Annotated in this window: 19 protein-coding genes and 1 pseudogene; 7 read left to right on the top strand and 13 right to left on the bottom strand. The window is 55.9% G+C overall.

Annotated features, from left to right (window positions below; genetic code table 11):
* Positions 1-283: 283 nt before the first annotated feature.
* Both ACR0J7_RS08245 and ACR0J7_RS08240 read right to left on the bottom strand, forming a co-directional pair.
* Positions 284-445 (bottom strand): annotated as a pseudogene (locus tag ACR0J7_RS08245) (RNA 2'-phosphotransferase); the annotation flags it as partial.
* A 7-nt stretch (positions 446-452) separates the two neighbouring features.
* Positions 453-827 carry an RNA 2'-phosphotransferase gene (locus tag ACR0J7_RS08240; protein WP_480913839.1) on the bottom strand — a complete coding sequence of 125 codons (375 nt, stop codon included), beginning with the start codon at positions 825-827 and terminating at the stop codon, positions 453-455.
* A gap of 657 nt (positions 828-1,484) precedes the next feature.
* On the opposite strand from ACR0J7_RS08240, the gene ACR0J7_RS08235 reads away from it, so the two are divergent.
* Entirely contained in the window at positions 1,485-2,570 is a 1,086-nt protein-coding gene (locus ACR0J7_RS08235; RefSeq protein WP_480913837.1) for a hypothetical protein, read from the top strand.
* 178 nt (positions 2,571-2,748) lie between these two features.
* Here ACR0J7_RS08235 and ACR0J7_RS08230 read toward each other — a convergent pair whose 3' ends face one another.
* The 3 genes from ACR0J7_RS08230 to ACR0J7_RS08220 form a co-directional block, all read right to left on the bottom strand.
* Positions 2,749-4,158 (bottom strand): DUF6538 domain-containing protein, encoded by a 1,410-nt coding sequence (locus ACR0J7_RS08230; protein WP_480913835.1) that lies wholly within the window; start codon positions 4,156-4,158, stop codon positions 2,749-2,751.
* A gap of 476 nt (positions 4,159-4,634) precedes the next feature.
* A complete protein-coding gene (locus ACR0J7_RS08225) occupies positions 4,635-4,835 on the bottom strand; it encodes a hypothetical protein (protein WP_480773101.1) in 201 nt (66 codons plus the stop codon).
* Positions 4,836-4,940: 105 nt separating this feature from the next.
* Entirely contained in the window at positions 4,941-5,894 is a 954-nt protein-coding gene (locus tag ACR0J7_RS08220; protein ID WP_480495906.1) for an AraC family transcriptional regulator, read from the bottom strand.
* A gap of 136 nt (positions 5,895-6,030) precedes the next feature.
* On the opposite strand from ACR0J7_RS08220, the gene ACR0J7_RS08215 reads away from it, so the two are divergent.
* Together ACR0J7_RS08215 and ACR0J7_RS08210 are read left to right on the top strand one after the other, a co-directional pair.
* Complete coding sequence (locus tag ACR0J7_RS08215; RefSeq protein WP_480556396.1) at positions 6,031-6,552, top strand: DUF4142 domain-containing protein; 522 nt, start codon at positions 6,031-6,033, stop codon at positions 6,550-6,552.
* Complete coding sequence (locus ACR0J7_RS08210; RefSeq protein WP_480487070.1) at positions 6,552-6,899, top strand: cupredoxin domain-containing protein; 348 nt, start codon at positions 6,552-6,554, stop codon at positions 6,897-6,899. The genes ACR0J7_RS08215 and ACR0J7_RS08210 overlap by 1 nt, the downstream gene beginning before the upstream one ends.
* A 988-nt stretch (positions 6,900-7,887) precedes the next feature.
* Here ACR0J7_RS08210 and ACR0J7_RS08205 read toward each other — a convergent pair.
* On the bottom strand, positions 7,888-8,373 hold the full coding sequence (locus ACR0J7_RS08205) for an RNA pyrophosphohydrolase (RefSeq protein WP_480913833.1): 486 nt from the start codon (positions 8,371-8,373) through the stop codon (positions 7,888-7,890).
* A gap of 137 nt (positions 8,374-8,510) precedes the next feature.
* Here ACR0J7_RS08205 and ACR0J7_RS08200 point away from each other — a divergent pair, with 137 nt between their 5' ends.
* Positions 8,511-10,538, top strand: a complete 2,028-nt coding sequence (locus tag ACR0J7_RS08200; protein ID WP_480913831.1) for an FAD-dependent oxidoreductase — start codon at positions 8,511-8,513, stop codon at positions 10,536-10,538.
* Positions 10,539-10,558: 20 nt separating this feature from the next.
* On the opposite strand, the gene ACR0J7_RS08195 is transcribed toward ACR0J7_RS08200, so the two are convergent.
* Positions 10,559-11,167, bottom strand: coding sequence for a LysE family translocator (locus ACR0J7_RS08195; RefSeq protein WP_480913829.1), 609 nt, complete (start codon positions 11,165-11,167; stop codon positions 10,559-10,561).
* A gap of 423 nt (positions 11,168-11,590) precedes the next feature.
* Between ACR0J7_RS08195 and ACR0J7_RS08190 the strand changes: the two genes are divergently transcribed.
* Positions 11,591-12,496, top strand: coding sequence for a LysR family transcriptional regulator (locus tag ACR0J7_RS08190; protein ID WP_209505110.1), 906 nt, complete (start codon positions 11,591-11,593; stop codon positions 12,494-12,496).
* 52 nt (positions 12,497-12,548) lie between these two features.
* Here ACR0J7_RS08190 and ACR0J7_RS08185 read toward each other — a convergent pair whose 3' ends face one another.
* On the bottom strand, positions 12,549-13,466 hold the full coding sequence (locus tag ACR0J7_RS08185; RefSeq protein ID WP_480913827.1) for a LysR family transcriptional regulator: 918 nt from the start codon (positions 13,464-13,466) through the stop codon (positions 12,549-12,551).
* 98 nt (positions 13,467-13,564) lie between these two features.
* Here ACR0J7_RS08185 and ACR0J7_RS08180 point away from each other — a divergent pair, with 98 nt between their 5' ends.
* Positions 13,565-14,527: a sodium-dependent bicarbonate transport family permease gene (locus ACR0J7_RS08180; protein WP_480506523.1), complete on the top strand. Its 963-nt coding sequence runs from the start codon at positions 13,565-13,567 to the stop codon at positions 14,525-14,527.
* On the opposite strand, the gene ACR0J7_RS08175 is transcribed toward ACR0J7_RS08180, so the two are convergent.
* From ACR0J7_RS08175 to ACR0J7_RS08160, 4 genes are read right to left on the bottom strand one after another with little or no spacing between them, the layout of a single operon-like run.
* On the bottom strand, positions 14,520-15,422 hold the full coding sequence (locus ACR0J7_RS08175; protein WP_480547228.1) for an OmpA family protein: 903 nt from the start codon (positions 15,420-15,422) through the stop codon (positions 14,520-14,522). The two genes, ACR0J7_RS08180 and ACR0J7_RS08175, sit on opposite strands and share 8 nt — an antisense overlap.
* Positions 15,419-15,991, bottom strand: coding sequence for a peroxidase-related enzyme (locus ACR0J7_RS08170; RefSeq protein WP_480913824.1), 573 nt, complete (start codon positions 15,989-15,991; stop codon positions 15,419-15,421). The genes ACR0J7_RS08175 and ACR0J7_RS08170 overlap by 4 nt, the downstream gene beginning before the upstream one ends.
* Before the next feature lie 15 nt (positions 15,992-16,006).
* Positions 16,007-16,717 carry a GNAT family N-acetyltransferase gene (locus ACR0J7_RS08165; RefSeq protein ID WP_480898553.1) on the bottom strand — a complete coding sequence of 237 codons (711 nt, stop codon included), beginning with the start codon at positions 16,715-16,717 and terminating at the stop codon, positions 16,007-16,009.
* A complete protein-coding gene (locus tag ACR0J7_RS08160) occupies positions 16,714-17,436 on the bottom strand; it encodes a competence/damage-inducible protein A (RefSeq protein WP_480487056.1) in 723 nt (240 codons plus the stop codon). Before ACR0J7_RS08160 ends, ACR0J7_RS08165 begins: the two co-directional genes overlap by 4 nt.
* Before the next feature lie 50 nt (positions 17,437-17,486).
* Between ACR0J7_RS08160 and sfsA the strand changes: the two genes are divergently transcribed.
* Positions 17,487-18,218 (top strand): DNA/RNA nuclease SfsA, encoded by a 732-nt coding sequence (gene sfsA, locus ACR0J7_RS08155; protein WP_480898556.1) that lies wholly within the window; start codon positions 17,487-17,489, stop codon positions 18,216-18,218.
* 55 nt (positions 18,219-18,273) lie between these two features.
* Here sfsA and ACR0J7_RS08150 read toward each other — a convergent pair whose 3' ends face one another.
* Positions 18,274-19,191 carry a homocysteine S-methyltransferase family protein gene (locus ACR0J7_RS08150; protein ID WP_480898557.1) on the bottom strand — a complete coding sequence of 306 codons (918 nt, stop codon included), beginning with the start codon at positions 19,189-19,191 and terminating at the stop codon, positions 18,274-18,276.
* Positions 19,192-19,401 lie beyond the last annotated feature (210 nt).

The following is a 19,401-nucleotide window of genomic DNA, read 5'->3' as shown; positions in this document are numbered from 1 at the left end:
GAAATTCGTCCGTCCGTTTCAGTCCCATAGTTCGTCTCCTTTGCTGCAATAAATGCTATCAAAGGAGCGGCAGCAAACCGCGACACGTCCAACAGATGCATAGATCTATCGGGATCCTTCAGACCCAGATCAGGCTATAACGGCTTGCCAAAAAGTAAACGAAGCTTCTTGGGGTAGTCAGCAATTTTAGATATCTGTCTATTTGGTGATGGTTAACGGCTGCTAAACAGCGAGCGAATAGTTACAATTAGGAAATGGTCAGGTTCATTTCGGCCGCATCCGACTAAAGTGGCCTTTTTCCAAAGCCCAAGAAAACAACGGGAACAAAGTCCGTTAACCAAACGCCGTTATCCGCTTGAAAAAACTTATGACCTTCCTTCTGCATGCCTTGAGCATCCACCGAAAGGACGACCGGTTTTCCATGACGAGAACCAACTCTTAGAGCTGTCTCTTCATCCGCAGAAAGGTGAACTTGATTTCGACTTTTTGCTTCTAACCCATTGGAAAAAAATACTGTCTAGATTTGATCGCGCCGTCCCATGAAAGAGAAGCTGCGGGGGCTTCAATGGCGTAAGTCCCAGATCAATATCAAAGGAATGACCTTGGGCAGCTCTGATACGGGACTTGTTTGGGCTCAGAGTAAATCGTTTTTTGTCGTTTCCGACCACAATCTCTTCTAGTTCTTCGCGTGCGAGCGGACGATTTGCTTTCTTGAGCCTCAGTAGCAAGTCATTCACATCAGCCCAACCATTTCGATCAAGTGTCAAGCCAATCGTTTCAGGCTTATGACGCAAGAGCATGCTGAGAAATTTGCTTTTTCTACTCATTACGTCCCACCTGAACTACTGGTTCCTTTTGCTCTGCTGACTGCATAGATAACTATCCCAAAACCTTTAAATGTTGGTTTTCCCAATCGGGTTTCCTTTAAGCAAGTTGTAAGTGAAATCAGGACTTAGCACGAAATATTTTAGGCAGCTTCTAGGATGCGTGCCCAAGCTTTAGCTCCAGCGGTCAAGTTCATTGATCTCACTTGCATGGATGCTCTTCCAAAAGAAACCGTCTAAATTTGGGCATCCTTCAACTTGACCAAAGCGAGCGGCTTGTTTTCAAGGATTTCCCGGAATTCTTAACCCGTCAGTTGTCCTGCATGCGTAAAGACTTGTCGTCGAGTCGGAAACTCTTCCTGCAATCCTCTTCGTGGACGCAACAAACCCAGCCAGTGTCGCGGAGAACGCGGTATGGTTGAGTTCTGAAGTCGCAAAATTCAGTTTTGGACTGATTAAGCTTTGAATGTGAAAACCACGGGCGGTCAGGATGGAATTTTTTGTGACGTAACTATTGAAACCTAAAATGTTTTTTGAAATAGATCGACTGCGTTTCCATTTGGCTGAAACTCCACTTCTATCTGCTCCCGCAACCTATGATAGTGTAGCGCGCAACTTCGCCAAGGGAAAACATGCCGGCAATTAAATAGGAGATTATCGGTGGATTTCTTTCAGGACGTCTGGGCTAGCTTCTCCAATTGGGTTGCGAGAGTTTTCGACTGGCTGCCGACCATCGATGGTAGTGTTGGCTTGGGATTCGATATCGCCACGATGCTCACTATTATTGGCGCGACTGGCCTTTTCTTGCGCGAGCAAGCACGCACAGCGCTGAGCAAGAACAGGTTTCAAATCCGGCAGGAAGCATCCAGCACAGCTGCGGGCATCCTTGTGTCGTTCATCGAACGCATTTCACGTCTTCAGTCGGACCAGATTGCTGGCCATCTAGACGTTTTGCACAACGCTTGGCGAGCAGCAGACATGATTGAGAGCACAGCGCCATACTTTAAGAAGGAGGTTACTGAATCGATTTCGAAAATTGAACGGAACGCCTACGAAGTCTTCGAAGACACGCTGGAAACGCGCTATACGTTGAAGCCGGTGATGTCGGCGTTGGGACATGATAAGTATTTTGATGAGTTTTGGGAAAACGCGCTGAAAGTTCGCGGCCTAATTCACCAATTGAGGAGCGGCTCCAAGCTGCTTTCGCTGACGGGTGAATTTGAGCAACTGTGCAAGGAGTTCAGTTCACGCATTACGCCGCCGTCAGAGGAAGAAGCCAGTGCCATTATTGGACAGTATGTCGGAAGCATCATGAGGCAAGATAGTGATTTCCTGAGCCGCACAATTTTCAAGGAAGTATCCTGGGTCTACGAGACGCTGCGCCCGGAGGAGGGTAGCCGGGTTAGCATTTATCTCCGGGGCGTTAAGGACGCCTTTGAAGACCACAATGAAACTGAAGACTCCAAAACGCTCGTGAATGAACTTGTGAGTTTCTACATGAATGCGCTCACGAATAATGGGCGCGTGCGCGTCGACGGGAAACAGTCGGAACCTTTACCTCGGGTAGTATTTCGCGGGATTGAAGAAAGCCTAGTGGAATTCACGACTCAGATTCAATTCATGCTCAGCGATACTAGCTGCGCACTTGGCTTGGTACTGTCGCATAAGGAATTTACTGATGAAAGCTTCGAGGTGGAAAAGACCAAGTACCGTGAAGAATTGAAAGCTGGTATTCTGACGAGATAGGTAAGTTCATAGTACTCCACCTTACTGGAACCCAGAAACAAGTGCTTAGCGACCATGAAACACCCCAACTTTGCGGAGTTGCGGAAGAAGTAGCGCGCGCGTTCACGATGAAGTGATAGCTCGGTCGTATCTAAGAACCCCACCTGGATCAATTTTTGCTAAGGTCACACATACGTTTCTAACGCGAGAAGCCTTTTGAGATCAGAATACTATCGATTTCCTTCTGCAACTCTTCTTTAGGTCTAGGAGACCACGCCTTTGTTGGAAATGCTACCATCTCGGCGTATAGAACTCTCAGTTCCAAATCTAACTCGTCACCATAAACTTCCCGGCCTCTAATTCTCCTTAATGAATGGCCCATTAGAAACCCTCGGGTCTCATTATCGATCCCCGCATGCATCAACCGGCTTTCATAGCTATGACGCAAGCTGCTCAGTTTATGCCTCTCGCTTGGAAGAAGATTATTTTCGCGGAAGTATTTGCCGGCCGATCCGCTGAAGTTCCCGTTGCCGCGATATCTAGGGAACCCGTTCGGGTGTCTCTTGGCCGCTTCCAAAGCCGCGCCGACAAGTGGAACCTTTCGATATGATGTATGGTTTTTGATTTCACGGCGCTCTTCGCCTTCGTTCTCCACTTGGATGAGAACGTGCGGGATCTTTTCATCAAGCTTAAAGGCAGATCCAGGCGCATCGTAAATCTCCGTCTGTCGGCACCCGGTTTCAGCGATGATTGCCAGGATGTCTCTTTCCTCTTCATTCATTCCAGCGAGGCGCGCTCCGTCGATAATTGTTCTCTGGATCCACTCTGGTGAGAACTCAGCCTTGCGCACCTTGACTTCATTTCTTTCCCAAGTTGAGCTAGAGGAGATTTTGAGCCCTTTGAAGGGGTTAGAGTACTGAACGCACTCGATATCGCGATAGTAAGCGTCGACCATAGTCCGAATATATCCAATATGCTTGTTTGCATGAGCAGTAGTACATTCACGCTTTAGGACCCTATTGTCCCAGTAAAGCATGTACTTGCCCGCATCACCTGTGGTCACTTGATTGATCGGCATGTCACCCACTGTGTCGGCAAACACTTTCGCTGCTCGCTTATATCGATTGTGCCATGTCCGGATCTGGCGATGGTTCTTATCAACGATCTGATCCCCACGTAGCTCAGGCATATTTTTGGCGATTTCGCTGACCAACGTGCCAGGATTCTCGAAGCCGCCCATTTGTGCTGCGAACTTGGCAGTTTCAGCATTTGGATCTGTCAGTCGAAGATTGACTAAACGGCGAACCAACTCGGTGATATCCCCCTCTGCTAACTCAATCGACGTTTTTGGTGTTACTCCGCTGGTTCTTGCCAAGCCGACCAAAGATCGGTGTGTAGAAATATCCCTTGGTGACGCTTTGCCGAGCATTCTGGCTTGCAGCTCCTCAAGAACTTCGATCTTGAGTAATGCCGCTTTTGCCTCCGCGTGGCTCTTGCTGTCAGTTTCCAAAGAACGGCAAATATATTCTTTGCCAAGGACATCAAAATACTTCTTCGGGCACCTCATTCTGAACCAGTAGACGTTGCCCCGCTTCCAAATATACCTCATGCTTAAGCCTCAATATCTGTATCACAATTTGTATCACATCGAGGCACCGGCCCTATACGGTGAGCGCTCTCGACCCTGTAAATTTGTGATTAGCATCAGCGGCTTGTGAGGTTGTTAAAGACTAGTTAACGAATCGAACGAAGCCTCTCCTGGGCACCATTACTTCCCCAAAAATATATAAATTCCAAGAACTTAGCGGAAATTTCAGACCTGTAAAGGTGACACAAGAGGTGACGCAATGCCTCTAATCATCTTTGAAGCAGAAGCGATTCTGATCATGGCTAGATACACTGAACAAAAGAACTCCAATGGTGTTTGGTAATTTCGTAGGCGTGTTCCCCAAGACGTTCGAAAGCACTACCCCAAGCTAAGCAAGCGAAACAAACTCAATTTTGCTCTCCAAACGAAAGACCCCAAGGAAGCGACTGTTCTGGCTCAGAGAAAAGCCACCGAACAAGATGGGTTCTGGAAAAGTGTCAGAAGGGCCGAAAGAGTATTTCAGGTTGATGGGAAAAGACCCAGAAAGCAGGCAGGAAATGGTCGCGCTCGAATAGTCTGCCTGACGTCAGACAGAGGTTGAAAATGCCCAGTCCGAGAACAAAAGGAGGCACCATCATGGCGATGGCGGCGGGATTATCGATAAGGGCGGATATTTCTTTGGTGGCAAATAGCGGCAACTTTCTTCTCCGTTGTTTTGCGACGGAAAAGTGTGCTCCTCAGCAACAGGTACTTTTGAGCACTGTCGTTGGAATGAATGCATACCCGGCAACATTGCTGATCGTTCAGACCTGAGTGGGTAACGCAGAGGTTCGAAATCTGGCAGGCGGTTGCCCGATCTCTTTCTTGAATGCGCGACTGAACGCTGCTTCCGAGGAATACCCACTCAGATCCGCGGCCTCGGCAACACTGACACCTTTCTCTACCAACGCGCTGCGGGCAATCTGCATACGCCATGCAGTCACATATTGCATCGGTGTGATCCCAAGCTTCTCGGAAAACCGCATTGCGAAACTTGTCCGAGACAATGCCGCCCTGTTGGCCAAAGAATCGACACTCCACTGCGCTGTCGGGTCGTTATGGAACGCCGTCAATGCGCGGGTAAGATGAACATCGGCGAAACCAGCGAGTTTTCCCCCTGTTCTGGCGGTATCTTCGATATGGCACCGGATAGCCTGCGCAAAAATCGCCTCTGACATCTTCAGCGCTATCAAATCACCTCCAAAACGGCCGAACCCTGCCTCGGACCCTATCACGCGCAACGTCGCTTCCAGCCAATCGCTGGCCTCGGCGCCATAATCCCGGATGACAATGCTTGGCGGCAATCGGTCAAGCAACAGATGCCTTGATCCTTCGGCTAGTGAAAAATGACCACAAATCAGCTGGTTCTCCATGTTGGGGTCGTTGCCGCCATACACCAGAACACCCTTACCATCATAGCCGGACCTTTCCAGCACGTCATCCAGCGGCAAGGCGTCTTCCGGGCCCGAAACACGACAATTCAACGTATGCGCCGCCCCGTGTGGAACCAGGACAAGATCGCCTTTGGTAAGGCGTAGCGCCCGATCTTCTCCTGCGACGCGCACCACGCACTCACCGCGATGTACATAGTGGAACCGGGCCACGTTCTGAAACGCCGGCACCTGGATCCCCCAGGGCTGTTCGCTAAGGCTGGTGCGGAAATACAGTGTCCCCTTGAGCGACAGGCGGGTCAGAATATCACTTAGCAGATCAAGCATGATTGCCGATATTACCAAGAGTTCGATATCTGTCTACATGTTCGAACGATAGGGCATGTCTTCTGGACGGCAGGTAATTCAAAGACAAGGCAAACTGTACGCATATCAGGGCTTCAATCAACTTTGGAGATTCCAGATGAAAACCGCTTTCCTTTCTGCTGCTCTTGTCGTCGTCGGCTATGCTGCTGTTGCAGATGAGAACAAGATGAACGATCTTGAGATCGCGCATACAGCGTACACTGCCGGTGAAATCGACATCCGCTATGCGCATCTTGCTCTTGCTGTGTCCGACAATAACGACGTTCGGGATTTTGCAAACACAATGATCCGTGATCATGCGGCCGTGAACCAAGCTGCTGGGGCGTTGATCCAACAACTGAATGTAACGCCCCAGGACAACGCCCTTAGCCAGGCCCTGGTTAAAGGTTCGGTCGAGAAACGCGATGAGCTGAGCGGGCTGCGCGGCAAAGCCTTTGATTGCGCCTACGCTCAGAATGAGCTCGCCTATCATCAGATCGTGAACAAAACGGTTGAGGACGAGTTCATCCCCAACACCACCGTTGAGCCGCTCACCAACCTGCTGCAGGATGCTCTTGCCACATTCAAACAGCATGAAGGCCACGCCGAACAGATGGTGTCTGGGCTGGATTGCGGCTGATGGCTGTACTGTCACGCAGAAAGTTTGGTGCCGTACTGGGTGCGGCACCGCTTACTCTTCTGGCTGGCGCACAGGTTGCGTCCGCCGGGGCAACCAGCCATCAGGTTTCCATTCGCAAATTCAAGTTCGCGCCTGAGAAACTCGAAGTTTCGGTCGGTGATGAGGTGATCTGGACCAATCTGGACATCGCGCCTCACACCGCAACGGAACAAAAGATGCAAGACTGGGACACCGGACCGCTAGAGCGGAACGAAAAGGCAGCCGTGGTATTCGACAAACCCGGGGTTTATACCTATTTCTGCGTGTTTCACCCGCATATGAAGGGGACTATCATAGTGAAAGATTAATCAGCGGCTAAACGCGGGGAATTGAGCGTCGCCGTGTTTTGATTTCTTCATCAGAGTCACCTCATTCACCCGTAAAAAACCTACGTCCAAACGCCCCAATTATTCGGTGAGATTTCCACCCGGCGCGTTTGGTAATACGATTACAGCAACATCAGACCACACTCATCACTCAGCAATCAGACACCCGCAGACGCGTGCCAGGCAAATGAGTATTCCAATGGCTTTACACCCGGCGTGCCTGTTCAACCCGCGGCCGAAGAATACGAAAAGCACACCTGCAAGAACGAGGGAGTGTCAGAGGCAGAGTATACGCGCGAAGTTGTCGTGATATTCGGTGGCGGACCAATTCCATTCCTATGATCCTGCTGTTTTGTCACGTTTTCCTTTTGGATTGAAATAACGCGTCGCACCCGAAGAAATCGCACGCCATTATGCGCGGCGCCTTCAGATGCACTGGTTGGTCACCGCAGGGTTATTGTGTTGAATTCGGGCCTTCAGGATGCTTTCTGCTTTGGCCTTCTTAAGAGGATTACGGGTCTATTTCCCCACGATCAGCTGGTGGGTGCGGTCTCTCAAATCACAGATTTGAATCGATGTTTCTGGATGCGATTTTGGGAAAAACGACTAAAAGTTCACGGTTGTTTACTCCACCAGCTTGGAATGCGTTGCCGACTTTGGCCCCAAGATTGTGGCCGGAATTGGAGTAAATTTGGTTTATATCTGCGTTTATGCCTCAATTTTGGCGACGGAGAGCGGCCGCTATTCAACTTGTTGTTATATTGAAGAGAAATGTCGATCACAAAGGCGTTATATTTCCGATTTCCGTTCCGGCACCCTTGGTACCTTACGCCCTGTTCAGTGATGTGAATTGTGGCACGGCTTTGAAGCCCAAGCCGTCTATGGCATTTGCCAAGCGAATCCCTATGCCGCCCGCATTCCGAGGAGTGATGGTGTTCGCAAAAGGGCCATTACGGTTCATTCGCCGCAGTTACGTCAGATGGGCCATAAATGCCTCGACCACACGCTCATACACATCGCGCTTGAAGGGCACGATTTCCGCGATCAGCCGGTCGGGCTCTTGCCATTTCCAGCGGGTAAATTCCGGGTGATCAGTTTCAATGTTGATCTGATCGTCGGCGCCGGTGAAGCGCAGCAGGAACCATTTCTGTTCCTGCCCGCGATAGCGGCCTTTCCAGATGTGGGGCACGATGTCATGGGGCAGGTCATAGGGCAGCCAACCCTCGGTTTCGGCGATGATTTCGACCAGATCAGCCGTGACCCCGGTTTCCTCCCACAGCTCTCGCAGGGCTGCGTCGCGGGGATCTTCGCCCTTGTCCACACCGCCCTGCGGCATTTGCCAGGCGTCTTGTGGGCCGTCGTTTCGCATACCCACAAAAACCCTCCCCTCGGCATTCATCAGCATCAGCCCGACGCAGGGGCGATAGGGCAGTTTGGCGATTTCTTCGGGGGTCATGCGCGGCCTCATCGGGTTGTTCCGCCCATCTCTAGCAATCACCGGCGCCACAGCAAAGAGGGTGACGTGGGGTTTCGCGTGACAAAGTTGACGCGAACGTCAATCTAGCGGGCAAATTCAGGAGGGAGAGTTCCGCCATGACTGCGTACCCGAATATGCTGGCCCCGCTGGATCTGGGCTTTACCACGTTGAAAAACCGCGTGCTGATGGGCTCGATGCATACGGGGCTTGAGGAAACCGGCGACTGGAACCGGGTGGCCGAGTTCTATGCGGATCGGGCGCGGGGCGGCGTAGCCTTGATGGTGACAGGCGGGATAGGTCCGAACCTTGAAGGCTCGGTCCTGCCGGGGGCCTCGATGATGGTGAGTGAAAAGGACGTGGCGCACCATTCCATCGTGACGCAGCGCATACATGACGCAGGCGGCAAGATCGCGATGCAGATCCTGCACGCAGGTCGTTATGCCTATGGGCCGAAATGCGTGGCACCCAGCCCGGTGAAATCACCGATCTCTCCGTTCCCGCCCACTGAGCTGGATGAAGAGGGCATCGAGAAGCAGATCAGCGATATCGTCAACGCCGCCGTACTGGCGCAAGAGGCAGGTTATGACGGGGTCGAGATCATGGGGTCGGAAGGGTACTTCCTGAACCAGTTCCTTGTGACCCATACCAACAAGCGCACCGATCGCTGGGGCGGGTCTTATGAGAACCGGATGCGTCTGCCGATCGAGGTGGTGCGCCGCACGCGCGAGGCGGTGGGCACCGATTTCATTATCATCTACCGGCTGTCGATGATCGATCTGGTACCCAACGGATCGACCCATGACGAGGTGGTGCAACTGGCGCAGGAGATCGAAAAAGCCGGGGCCACGATCATCAACACCGGCATTGGCTGGCACGAGGCGCGAATCCCGACCATTGCCACCAGCGTGCCGCGCGCGGCCTTTGCCTGGGTGACCAAGAAGCTGATGGGCAAGGTGGGGATACCGGTGATCACATCGAACCGGATCAACACCCCCGAGGTGGCCGAAGAGGTTCTTTCGACCGGCTGCGCCGACATGGTCTCGCTGGCCCGCCCGATGCTGGCGGATGCGGATTTCGTGGCCAAGGCGATTGCGGGTGAGGCCGCGAAGATCGCGCCTTGCATTGCCTGCAATCAGGCCTGTCTGGATCACACGTTCAGCGGCAAGCTGACCTCGTGCCTCGTGAACCCGCGCGCCTGTCATGAGACGGAGCTGGTGATTGAACCGGCCAAAACGCGGAAATCCATCGCCATTGTGGGGGCAGGTCCTGCCGGTCTGTCGACCGCAATGATCGCGGCCCAGCGCGGCCACGATGTTACCCTGTTCGACCGCGCTGATGAGGTCGGCGGGCAGCTGAACATGGCCAAGCAGGTGCCGGGGAAAGAAGAATTCTGGGGACTGGTCGACTGGTACCGCACCATGATGGATGATCTGGGCGTGAAAGTGGAACTGAACCGCGAGGTAGGCGCAGATGACCTGACCGGCTTTGACGAGGTGGTCATCGCCACCGGTGTCAGCCCGCGTGATCCGCAGATACCGGGGCAGGATCGGGACAACGTGCTGAGTTACATCGACGTGCTGCGCGGCAAGGCCGAGGTTGGCAAGTCTGCTGCCGTGATCGGGGCCGGTGGCATCGGCTTTGATGTGTCCGAGTTCCTGCTGGAAGAGGGTCACAGCGCCACGACCGACCTGCCGCTGTGGATGAAGGAATGGGGCGTGACGGACCCGGCTGAACACCGTGCGGGATTGGCGCCCGAGGGGCCGCAACCCAGCGCCCCCGCACGTCAGGTCACCCTGTTGCAACGCAAGAAACAGGCGCATGGCAAGGGTTTGGGCAAAACCACTGGCTGGATTCACCGGGCAACGCTGAAGATGAAGGACGTCAATTTCGTGGGTGGCGTGAATTATGAACGCATCGACGATGACGGCCTGCATGTCAGCTTTGGCGAAGAGCGCGCGGACCCGACGGTAATCGCGGCCGATACCATTGTGTTATGTGCCGGTCAGGTGTCCGAACGGTCACTGGCGGACGCGCTGATCGAGCAGGGCATCACCCCCCATGTGATCGGGGGTGCGGATGTCGCCGCCGAGCTGGATGCCAAGCGCGCGATCAATCAGGGCACGCGGCTGGCGGCGAAGTTCTGATCGCCCCGGTTTAGCGTTTCCTAGTCGGACAGCGCGAGTTTTGCACCCAGTGCGCCAAAGGCCGTTGCAAAACTCCGCCTGATCCACTTCATCACCGTTGGACGGCGGATCACATAGTCGCGGGCCAGTGCTGCGCAGCCCCCGTATCCGACGAAGACAACAAAGGTCATGGCCATAAAGGCCAGGGCCAGCTGGATCAGCGCACCCCCTGCGTTCGCCGTGTCGGCTGGCAAGAACTGCGGCAAGAATGCCAGAAAGAACAGCGACAGCTTGGGGTTCAGCACGTTGATGAGCGTTCCGGTGACGGCAATCTTGAAACTGCTTTTCGCGGTCTTGTCGGCGGTGACATCCAAGGCGCCGCCACTCCTGAGGATGCCCCACGCCATGTAGAAAAGGTAAATGACACCAAGGTACTTCACGAGCTGAAACGCCACGGCACTGGTGTGCAGCAATGCGGCAAGCCCGACGATACTGGCCACGGCAGCGGGAACGATTCCCACTGTGCATCCGACCGCGGCGGCAACGCTGGCCCGGAAACCGCGGCCCAGGCCAACGGCCAGTGTGTAGATGACACCGGTGCCCGGCAGCAGCACGACGATCATGGAAGTGATGAAGAATTCCAGTGACATTCAAACCCCCTGCAAATGCGCGCAGGGTCGCGAACATCCGCAAAGATGTAAATACCGATCGGTCAGGGAACAGGGGTTACGGCCCGGTGTTGCCGTCGGACGGGGTGGTGAAACTTGGCTTTGCAAAGGGTTTTCGGGGTTCCGCGCCCCCGGCCAAAAGACCGACAAGGACGGAGACGGAGAAAACGGATTTCCTGACCCCTTCTGTGGTCACAAAAATGCCATTCTAAGATGAACAGAAACGAAGGATTGCGCGGAAAATGCAGTATCGCAGGGTTCGGGGCCGGTTTGGAAACCACTGTTTCTGCGTTTCTGATACGCAAACGATCCGATTCAAATCCCTGATATTATCCCATGTATGCCCCGATTCCGCCCAGATTCAGAGCGATAGTCGGGTTGGAAATCAAGATCTGGGGAACGAGAATGGACCGACTGACCGAAATGGAAGCCTTCGCCAATGTGGTGGACCAGGGTGGCTTCACCGATGCGGCCAAGAAGATGGGCATCTCCAAATCGGCCGTGTCCAAACACGTCTCGAGCCTCGAAGCGCGTCTGGGAGCCCGGCTGCTGAACCGCACCACGCGCCGGGTGTCGCCGACGGAAATCGGCCTGGCCTATTATGACCGCGCGCGTCGCGTTCTGAATGATGCGGGTGAAGCGGATTCGCTAGTCACATCGATGCAATCGGCACCGTCCGGTCTGCTGCGCATCAGCGTTGCCACGGATTTCGGCGTAAATCACCTGTCGCCGGTCCTGTCCGATTTCCTCGCCGTCTACCCCGACATCACCGTGAACATGGTTCTGAACAACCGCTATGTCGAACTGATTTCCGAAGGATTTGATGTGGCCGTGCGCATCGGTGAGCTGGAAGACAGCACGTTGCGCGCCCGCAAGCTGACCGAAACGGTCAAACGCATGGTCGCCGCGCCCAGCTATATCGAACGGTTCGGGCGCCCGCAGAAGATCGACGATCTGAACGAACACAAGTTGCTGCACTATTCCAGCCAGTCGTCAGGCAATGTCTGGAAACTGACCGCACCGTCTGGCGAGAAGCGTCAGGTGCGCACCGCGGGTTGGCTGAGCGTGAATGACGGCCAGTCGCTGCTGAACGCGGCCATCTCGGGGCTGGGGATCGCGTATCTGCCCAGCTATCTTTATGCCGAAGCGTTGAAATCGGGGCGGGTTGTCGATGCCATGCCGTCCCTGCCGGACGAGGTACAGGGCATTTACGCCGTTTATCCGCCCGGCCGCTTCACACAACCCAAAGTACGGGCCTTCATCGATTTTCTGGTCGACGCATTCGAAGACAAAAGCCCGATGGATTGGTAGTTTCTCCCTGAAGACCAACCTTTGGCCCGCATGTCAAAGTGCGGGCCTATTTTTATGAACCGATCACCGTCAGGCCGATGGATCGCGCGGAAGAGCGTAGGCTTTCCATCAATACGTTCTGGCCCGGCGGCGGCGTTTCGGCATTGCGCGCCAGCAATGCGATATCGCGATTGGCATTGGGAATGGACAGCGGGCGCAGCCGTACTTCGTCGCGGTAAATGCCCTGTCTGCGGGCAAACAGATCCGGCAGTACCGCAACCCCAACCCCCGAGGCCGCCATCAAGACAATGGAATCAAGCGTTGTGCCTTCATATTCATCCGAAACCACGCCACCGCATTCGGCTGCCAGCGCATAGACGATGCGCGACAGGCGGTGGCTTTGGTCAAGGGTCAGGAACAGCCGGTTCTGCAAGTCGGCCGCTCTGACGCCCTGTGGGTCCTGCGCCAGAACGTCGTCAACGGCCACCGCAACCCAGAGGGGTTCGTTGAACAAGCGGTGCTGAACGCTATTGGGGTGATCCTCGGGCGTTGACAGGATCAGGTCAAACCGACCGGATTTCAGGCCCTGTTCCAGATCGCGGGTGTTTTCCTCGCGCACGACAATGCGTAATCCGGGGCGCAGGCGGTGCACCTCTTTGATGGCTTGCGGCAGCAGGTACGGCCCGATCGAAGGCAAAACGCCCAGTCGCAACCTTCCTCCGACAGGCATATCGTTGGTCATGGCGTGGCGCAGGTCCTTGACCTCGGCAAGGATCTTTTGCGCGCGCGAGATGAACTCTTCCCCCTTTGTGGTCACCTGAATTCCACCACGGTTGCGGTCAAAGATCCGAACGCCAAGCTCTTGTTCTACGGTTGCAATTTGCGCCGACAGGCTGGGTTGACTGACATTCAGCACCTCGGCGGCCAAACTGAACCGCCCGAGGCGGCTGACCGTGACGATGTATTCCAATTGGCGCAGGGTTGGACGCATTTCATAGCCTGAAACTATATTAAACTTATAAAGATAGTATTTGGCGAAATCAATTTTGCAAGGCACCTAGCCCTGAAACGAGGGATCAGGAGACAAGTATGCCCGGAGTGATCGAGACGCTGTCCAGCAACCTGCTGGTGCCCACCATATTGTTTTTTGCCCTAGGGCTTCTGGCCGCTTTTGTGCGCAGCGATTTGTCTATCCCGGCGGGCGCGGCCAAGTTCATGTCGCTTTACCTGCTGCTGGCCATCGGGTTCAAAGGCGGTGCCAGCCTTGCCGCGCATGGCATCCACCTGCAACTGTTCCTGACCCTGCTGGGCGGCGTGGCCCTGTCCTTTACCATCCCCTTCGTGGCCTTTGCCCTGCTGAGGGTTATGACACGGCTGGATGCGTTAAATGCAGCGGCGGTCGCAGGGCATTACGGCTCGATTTCGATTGTCACCTTTGTCACCGCCACCAGCCTGCTGGATCTGGTGGGATTGACCCATGACGGGTTCATGGTGGCGGTTGCGGCAGCGATGGAGGTGCCGGCCATTCTGTCGGCGCTGTGGCTGGCGCACAAGACCGGCGGCAATGGCGTCAAGGATGACAAGCTGTGGCGTGATCTACTGGCCAATGGATCGATTGTGCTGTTGACCGGGGCGTTCCTGATCGGGGCCATTACCGGGGGTGAAGGTATGCAGATGATCGCGCCTTTCATCGTTACGCCCTTCACTGGCATCCTGTGCTTGTTCCTGCTGGATATGGGGCTTTCGGCGGGGCGCAGCCTGATCAGCAATCGCGACAAACTTTCAGTTGGCCTGTTCGCATTTGGCGTATTGATGCCCCTGATCGGCGCGCTGATGGCCTGGGCCGTTGGTGCGGTGATCGGATTGCCGCAAGGCAGCCTGTTCCTGTTCATGGTGCTGTCGGCCTCGGCGTCTTATATCGCAGTTCCGGCCGCTATGAAAATTGCACTACCGAAGGCCGAGGCCGGGATTTATCTGACCCTGTCGCTGGGTGTGTCGTTTCCGTTCAACATCACGGTCGGACTGCCGCTCTACCTGTGGTGGGTCAGTTGACGAGCAAGACCGCCTCGACCCGGCGGTTCAGCTCGCGCCCTTCGGGGGTTGCGTTCGAGGTAAGCGGGGACAGATAGCCGACGCCCTGCGCCTCGATCCGGTCAGCGGCCACGCCATGCGCATCAATCAGACGGGTGCGGACCGACTCGGCCCGGCTTTTGCTGACCGCGATATTGGCCTGCAACGCGCCGGTGTCATCGGTATGCCCCACCAGCGCCAGGCGCATCTTGGGGTTTTCGGCCAGATACCCGGCCAGCAGGGTCAGAGAGGCGTATGTCCCCTCGTCCAACGCAACCTCACCGGTTGGGAAATGCAGATCGTCCAGTATCACGTGACCCGATGTTGCCAGCGCCTCAAGCAGCCCGCCCGACCCTTCGACTGCCTGTTCGATCACGACCGGAACAGGGTCCGGTGCATTCTGGGGTGTGACGCGGATCATCTGGACATACCCGTCCGGAGGGTTGCGGCTGACCAGCAGGCTGAGGGCAACAGCCCCCTTGGTGGCCGACAGGAAACGGTAATCCTGAATGGCGACATACATGTCCGGGGTCGGAACGACCTCGGTGCCAAAGCGGAAATCGAAGCCGCCACAGGCGCGGGCATCACATTCGAACAGAATCTTGTAGCCCTGCGCCTCGATCTGGTCGCGCAGCGGCGTCAGAAGCTGAAGGGTTGTGCTTGAGCCCGCCTGAAGCCGCCACGTGTAGCGTTCAACCCGGCCTTCGAGGGTGTCAGCAGGCACCGCGCCATTCGCATAAGGCCCCGTTGGCAGGTCATAGCTGTCCAGCGGCGAGGTACGGTCGCTGATCTGGCGGGCGCTGGCTGGCAGGGTCAGGTCCTGCGCCAGAACCGGCCCCGCCAGCAGCGTGGCAATGAGGGCGGCTGATCGGATCATCGAAACTGCGCGTGATACTCGGGGTTGGGCACCATTGCCGTGGCACTGGCCACCCGGTTGGACATGTTGAAGAACCCGGCGATATTGGCAATGTCCCAGATATCGCGGTCGGAAAAGCCTGCGTCGCGCAGACGCTGGCGGTCGGGCTCTTCGATCTCGGCGCTGGCGGTTGTCATTTTGGCGGCAAAGTCCAGCATTGCGCGCTGCCGGGGCTCGATCGGGGCAACACGGTAGTTCATCACCAGCATCTCGCCCAGTTGCGGGTTGCCCGAAAGCTGCCGGACCGCCGCGCCGTGTGCCACCAGACAGTAGAAGCACTTGTTGATCGACGATACGACCACGGCAATCATCTCGCGCTCCAGCTTGGACAGGCCGCTGTTGGCCAGCATCAGATCATTATACATCGCCGTGAACGTGTTCAGCTTGTCGATATCGAAGGCGTTTGCCTTTAGCACATTCGGCACCATGCCCAGCTTTTCGACACAGATATCGAAATACTTCTGCGTTTCCGGCGGCAGTGGATCGACCATGGGCAGGTTCAGCGCGGTGGGCATGTCTTTCTGTGTCATGGCGACCCCTTTTGTTCAGACAAGGTGACGGTAATGGTATTCACTGGCGATCTCCATCCCGAGGGCGCAATAGAGACCGTTGGCACCTTCATTGGCCTTGGTGCAGATCACAGTGAAGGTTTGAGCACCGTTGTCACCTGCCCAAATCGCCGCGGCGCGCATGGTCCACTGACCCAGCCCCTGACGGCGGTGCGCGGGCAGGATTTCAAGCGCATGCAGCATCGCGACATCGCCATGCATCGCCACGAAGGCTGCCCCGCTGGGTTGGTCGTTGTGGCGCAGCAGCAGACCGGTTTTGGGACCCTTCGCGCGCTCCATCACCGCCAGACGTTCGGGCCCGATCCCACCAGCCGCCCAGATTTCGCGCATGATTTCAAGCGGCTCCCAGACCGAAAACACCATGACCGGAGGGATCGGCTGATCGGTGAGGTGAGAGACGGGGCACGTATAGATGTTGACCGGATCAAGGATGTCATATCCCCGTTGCGCCAGCTTTGCATCCAGCGCCTCATCCCCCGGGCGCAGGCAGAAGATGGATTTCTGCCCCATGGCCTGCATCGCGGCCTCGGCCGCGTCGATATCTGCATCACTGGCCGGGGCCAGCGCATTGGCTGCAGAAACACGCGAGCCGCCGCCCTGCCCTTCGCGCAGCTGAAACGGCCCCAGCCTGCGATACCGCGCGGCAGGCCATGTGCCGTCGACGATGTCCGCCCAGTCGCCGCTCAAAGCGCAAGCTCTTTCGCCAGACGGGTCATGGCCGCGTCAATCCGACTGCCATCGGTGCCGCGCACCACCACGTTGGCCCCGAAGGCCCCGTTGATCTGAAACGGATAGCAACCGATGGACAGATCGCTGAAATCCTCGGCCAGCGCGGACAGGTTTGCGGCGATATCGCCTTCGCCCCGGTCCACGCGCAGGGTTTGCGACAACAAGGGGCTGCCACCGGTCAGTGTGGGCAGGACGCTGGCGACCATGGCCTGAAACACCAGCGGTACCCCGGCCATCACATGCACGTTCTTCAGGGTGAAACCCGGCGCCGTCGAGACCGGATTGTCGATCAATGTCGCGCCATCCGGGATACGCGCCATGCGCAGGCGGGCAGCGTTCAGTTCCAGCCCGGATTTGTCGTAATGCGCCTGCAACAGCGCGCACGCGTCGTCGCGAATGTCAATCGGGGTGTCAAAGGCGCGCGCAATGCAATCGGCGGTAATATCGTCATGGGTCGGGCCGATGCCGCCGCTGGTAAAGACGGTGTCGTGGCTGTCAGACAGCGCTTTGACCGCCGCTTCGATGGCGGGGGCGTCATCGCTGACGATGCGGACCTCTTTCAGATCGATGCCGTGTTTTGCCAGCTCCTGCGCCAGATAATGCATGTTTGCATCGCGGGTGCGGCCCGACAGGATTTCATCCCCGATCACCAGCATTGCTGCGGTTGGATTGGCCATGGCGCGGACTCCTCTTGATCGTCTTCAGGGGCAGGTATAGGCCGTGAGACATGCGTTTTGGAACCCCTCTTGTCCCCGCCCGCCTGATCCGTCGCTACAAACGCTTTCTGGCCGATTGCCGTTTGGAAGACGGGCACGAAGTGACTGCCCATTGCGCCAATCCGGGATCCATGATGGGGCTGGCCGAACCGGGCCAGTTGATCTGGCTTGAGCCCAATGACGACCCGAAGAAAAAGCTGAAATTCGGCTGGCGGCTGGTGGATCACGAAAACGGGCATTTCACCGGGGTCGATACTTCCGTCCCGAACCGCGCCCTGCGGGCAGCGCTTGAGGCGCGCGAGATCCCCGAGCTGGCCGCTTATGACACCGTCCGGCCCGAGGTGAAATACGGGCAAAACAGCCGTATCGATTTCCTGCTGAGCGGCCCCGGCCTGCCAGATGCCTATATCGAGGTCAAAAGCGTGACGCTGTCCCGCCAGCCCGGTCTGGCCGAGTTCCCCGACAGCGTCACCGCCCGCGGCACCAAACATCTGGGCGAGCTGGCACAGACGGCAGCGCAGGGGCACCGGGCGATCATGCTGTACCTGGTGCAACGCACCGATTGCAACCGGTTCGCGCTGGCCGCGGATATCGACCCGGTCTATGCAGCGGCCTTTGAGGCGGCACAGGCGATGGGGGTAGAGCGGATGATTTGCGGGACGCGGATTTCGCCGGATGGGGTTTGGGTTGACGTCAGTACCTTTCCAGTAATCAACCAGCATGACCCTGGCCTGCTGACGTAGCCCAAAATGCGCGCGATTGACTAAGGAGCACTGATTGAGACTGTTTGGCGCGCGTCTAAGACGCAGCAACCGCTTGTGCCATGAGTTTCAAATGCCTCATATCTGTACCGCAGCACCCTCCTATCACTGAAATTGACGGGTTGTTATGCACGACGTCCGCAATCTCTTGCCCAAGCACATGGGGGTCACCTTCGTCTAATTCCTCGGCCTCATCCAGTTCCGCATGAGAGCAACTTGATGCGTTTGCGACAACGCCTCTTAGTCTTGGATGGCGATTTAGCGCATCGGAAAAGTGGGTCGGATGGGCACAATTGACCATGAAGAACTGCGCAGCCGCATCCGTGGCGACATCGATTTGATCCAGCGCGTCTACAAGCTTTGTTCCATCAGCCAGACACCCGTCGGTTTCAACAACCAATGACATCACTATCGGTAGTCCAAAATCCTGCGCAGCCAGAATGCAGCCCGCTGCTTCGCTAGGTCTGTTGAACGTATAAGCTGTCACCAAGTCGACACTGGTTTGTTTCAAAACGGCAAGCTGCGCACTGTGATACTGACGGGCATCATCGATCGACATGGCCGGAACGTCCGCATAGGGATCGTGGCGTGGGCCGACGCAAGCAGAAACCAAAACGTCATCTCGACCAGCGCTCTGACGCACGTCTTCCATTAACGCGACAGCATCCCGGTTTATTTCATCCAGTTGTTCAGCGTCGTAACCCAGAGGAGCAGCCCGATCAGCATTGGCCATCCAAGTCGGTGCATCAAGTATGCAACCCACCTCCATCTCGCCCGCCAACTGAACAAGCGCGTGCATCTGACCTGCAAGGACAGAACGGGTTTCTGGGTTCTCTAGCAATGGAAATGAGGCAAATCCCGGCAAATCTATGCCGTGGTTAAAGATCAGATCCGTGCCAGTTCCGGCAAAAACCAAATACTTCTTGTCTGTCTCGTGCGGGAGCTGTCGTGGCACTTCAGTGCGCTCCTTAGTTGTTGGAGTTCATCGCAACAATAACAGGGCAGAGGCTGTCTGTGAAATTTGCTGTGTAAACTGAACAAACACCAAACCGTTATGCGTCAACGCAATGGTCGATGGGTCAAACCGGATTTGAAACCTAACTGCAGTTCAAGTTCTTGAACTCTCGTGGTTCTGCCCCATGTGCCGCCTGATACACTGCGCCCT

It is taken from the genome of Ruegeria sp. O4, assembly GCF_056535125.1.
This window is presented reverse-complemented; position numbering and strand designations above follow the sequence as displayed.

Coding starts and splice junctions, on each gene's coding strand:
- ACR0J7_RS08240 (WP_480913839.1), bottom strand. CDS start 827: ATGAGTAGAAAAAGCAAATTTCTCAGCATGCTCTTGCGTCATAAGCCT.
- ACR0J7_RS08230 (WP_480913835.1), bottom strand. CDS start 4,158: ATGAGGTATATTTGGAAGCGGGGCAACGTCTACTGGTTCAGAATGAGG.
- ACR0J7_RS08220 (WP_480495906.1), bottom strand. CDS start 5,894: ATGCTTGATCTGCTAAGTGATATTCTGACCCGCCTGTCGCTCAAGGGG.
- ACR0J7_RS08215 (WP_480556396.1), top strand. CDS start 6,031: ATGAAAACCGCTTTCCTTTCTGCTGCTCTTGTCGTCGTCGGCTATGCT.
- ACR0J7_RS08210 (WP_480487070.1), top strand. CDS start 6,552: ATGGCTGTACTGTCACGCAGAAAGTTTGGTGCCGTACTGGGTGCGGCA.
- ACR0J7_RS08205 (WP_480913833.1), bottom strand. CDS start 8,373: ATGACCCCCGAAGAAATCGCCAAACTGCCCTATCGCCCCTGCGTCGGG.
- ACR0J7_RS08200 (WP_480913831.1), top strand. CDS start 8,511: ATGACTGCGTACCCGAATATGCTGGCCCCGCTGGATCTGGGCTTTACC.
- ACR0J7_RS08195 (WP_480913829.1), bottom strand. CDS start 11,167: ATGTCACTGGAATTCTTCATCACTTCCATGATCGTCGTGCTGCTGCCG.
- ACR0J7_RS08190 (WP_209505110.1), top strand. CDS start 11,591: ATGGACCGACTGACCGAAATGGAAGCCTTCGCCAATGTGGTGGACCAG.
- ACR0J7_RS08185 (WP_480913827.1), bottom strand. CDS start 13,466: ATGCGTCCAACCCTGCGCCAATTGGAATACATCGTCACGGTCAGCCGC.
- ACR0J7_RS08180 (WP_480506523.1), top strand. CDS start 13,565: ATGCCCGGAGTGATCGAGACGCTGTCCAGCAACCTGCTGGTGCCCACC.
- ACR0J7_RS08175 (WP_480547228.1), bottom strand. CDS start 15,422: ATGATCCGATCAGCCGCCCTCATTGCCACGCTGCTGGCGGGGCCGGTT.
- ACR0J7_RS08170 (WP_480913824.1), bottom strand. CDS start 15,991: ATGACACAGAAAGACATGCCCACCGCGCTGAACCTGCCCATGGTCGAT.
- ACR0J7_RS08160 (WP_480487056.1), bottom strand. CDS start 17,436: ATGGCCAATCCAACCGCAGCAATGCTGGTGATCGGGGATGAAATCCTG.
- sfsA (WP_480898556.1), top strand. CDS start 17,487: ATGCGTTTTGGAACCCCTCTTGTCCCCGCCCGCCTGATCCGTCGCTAC.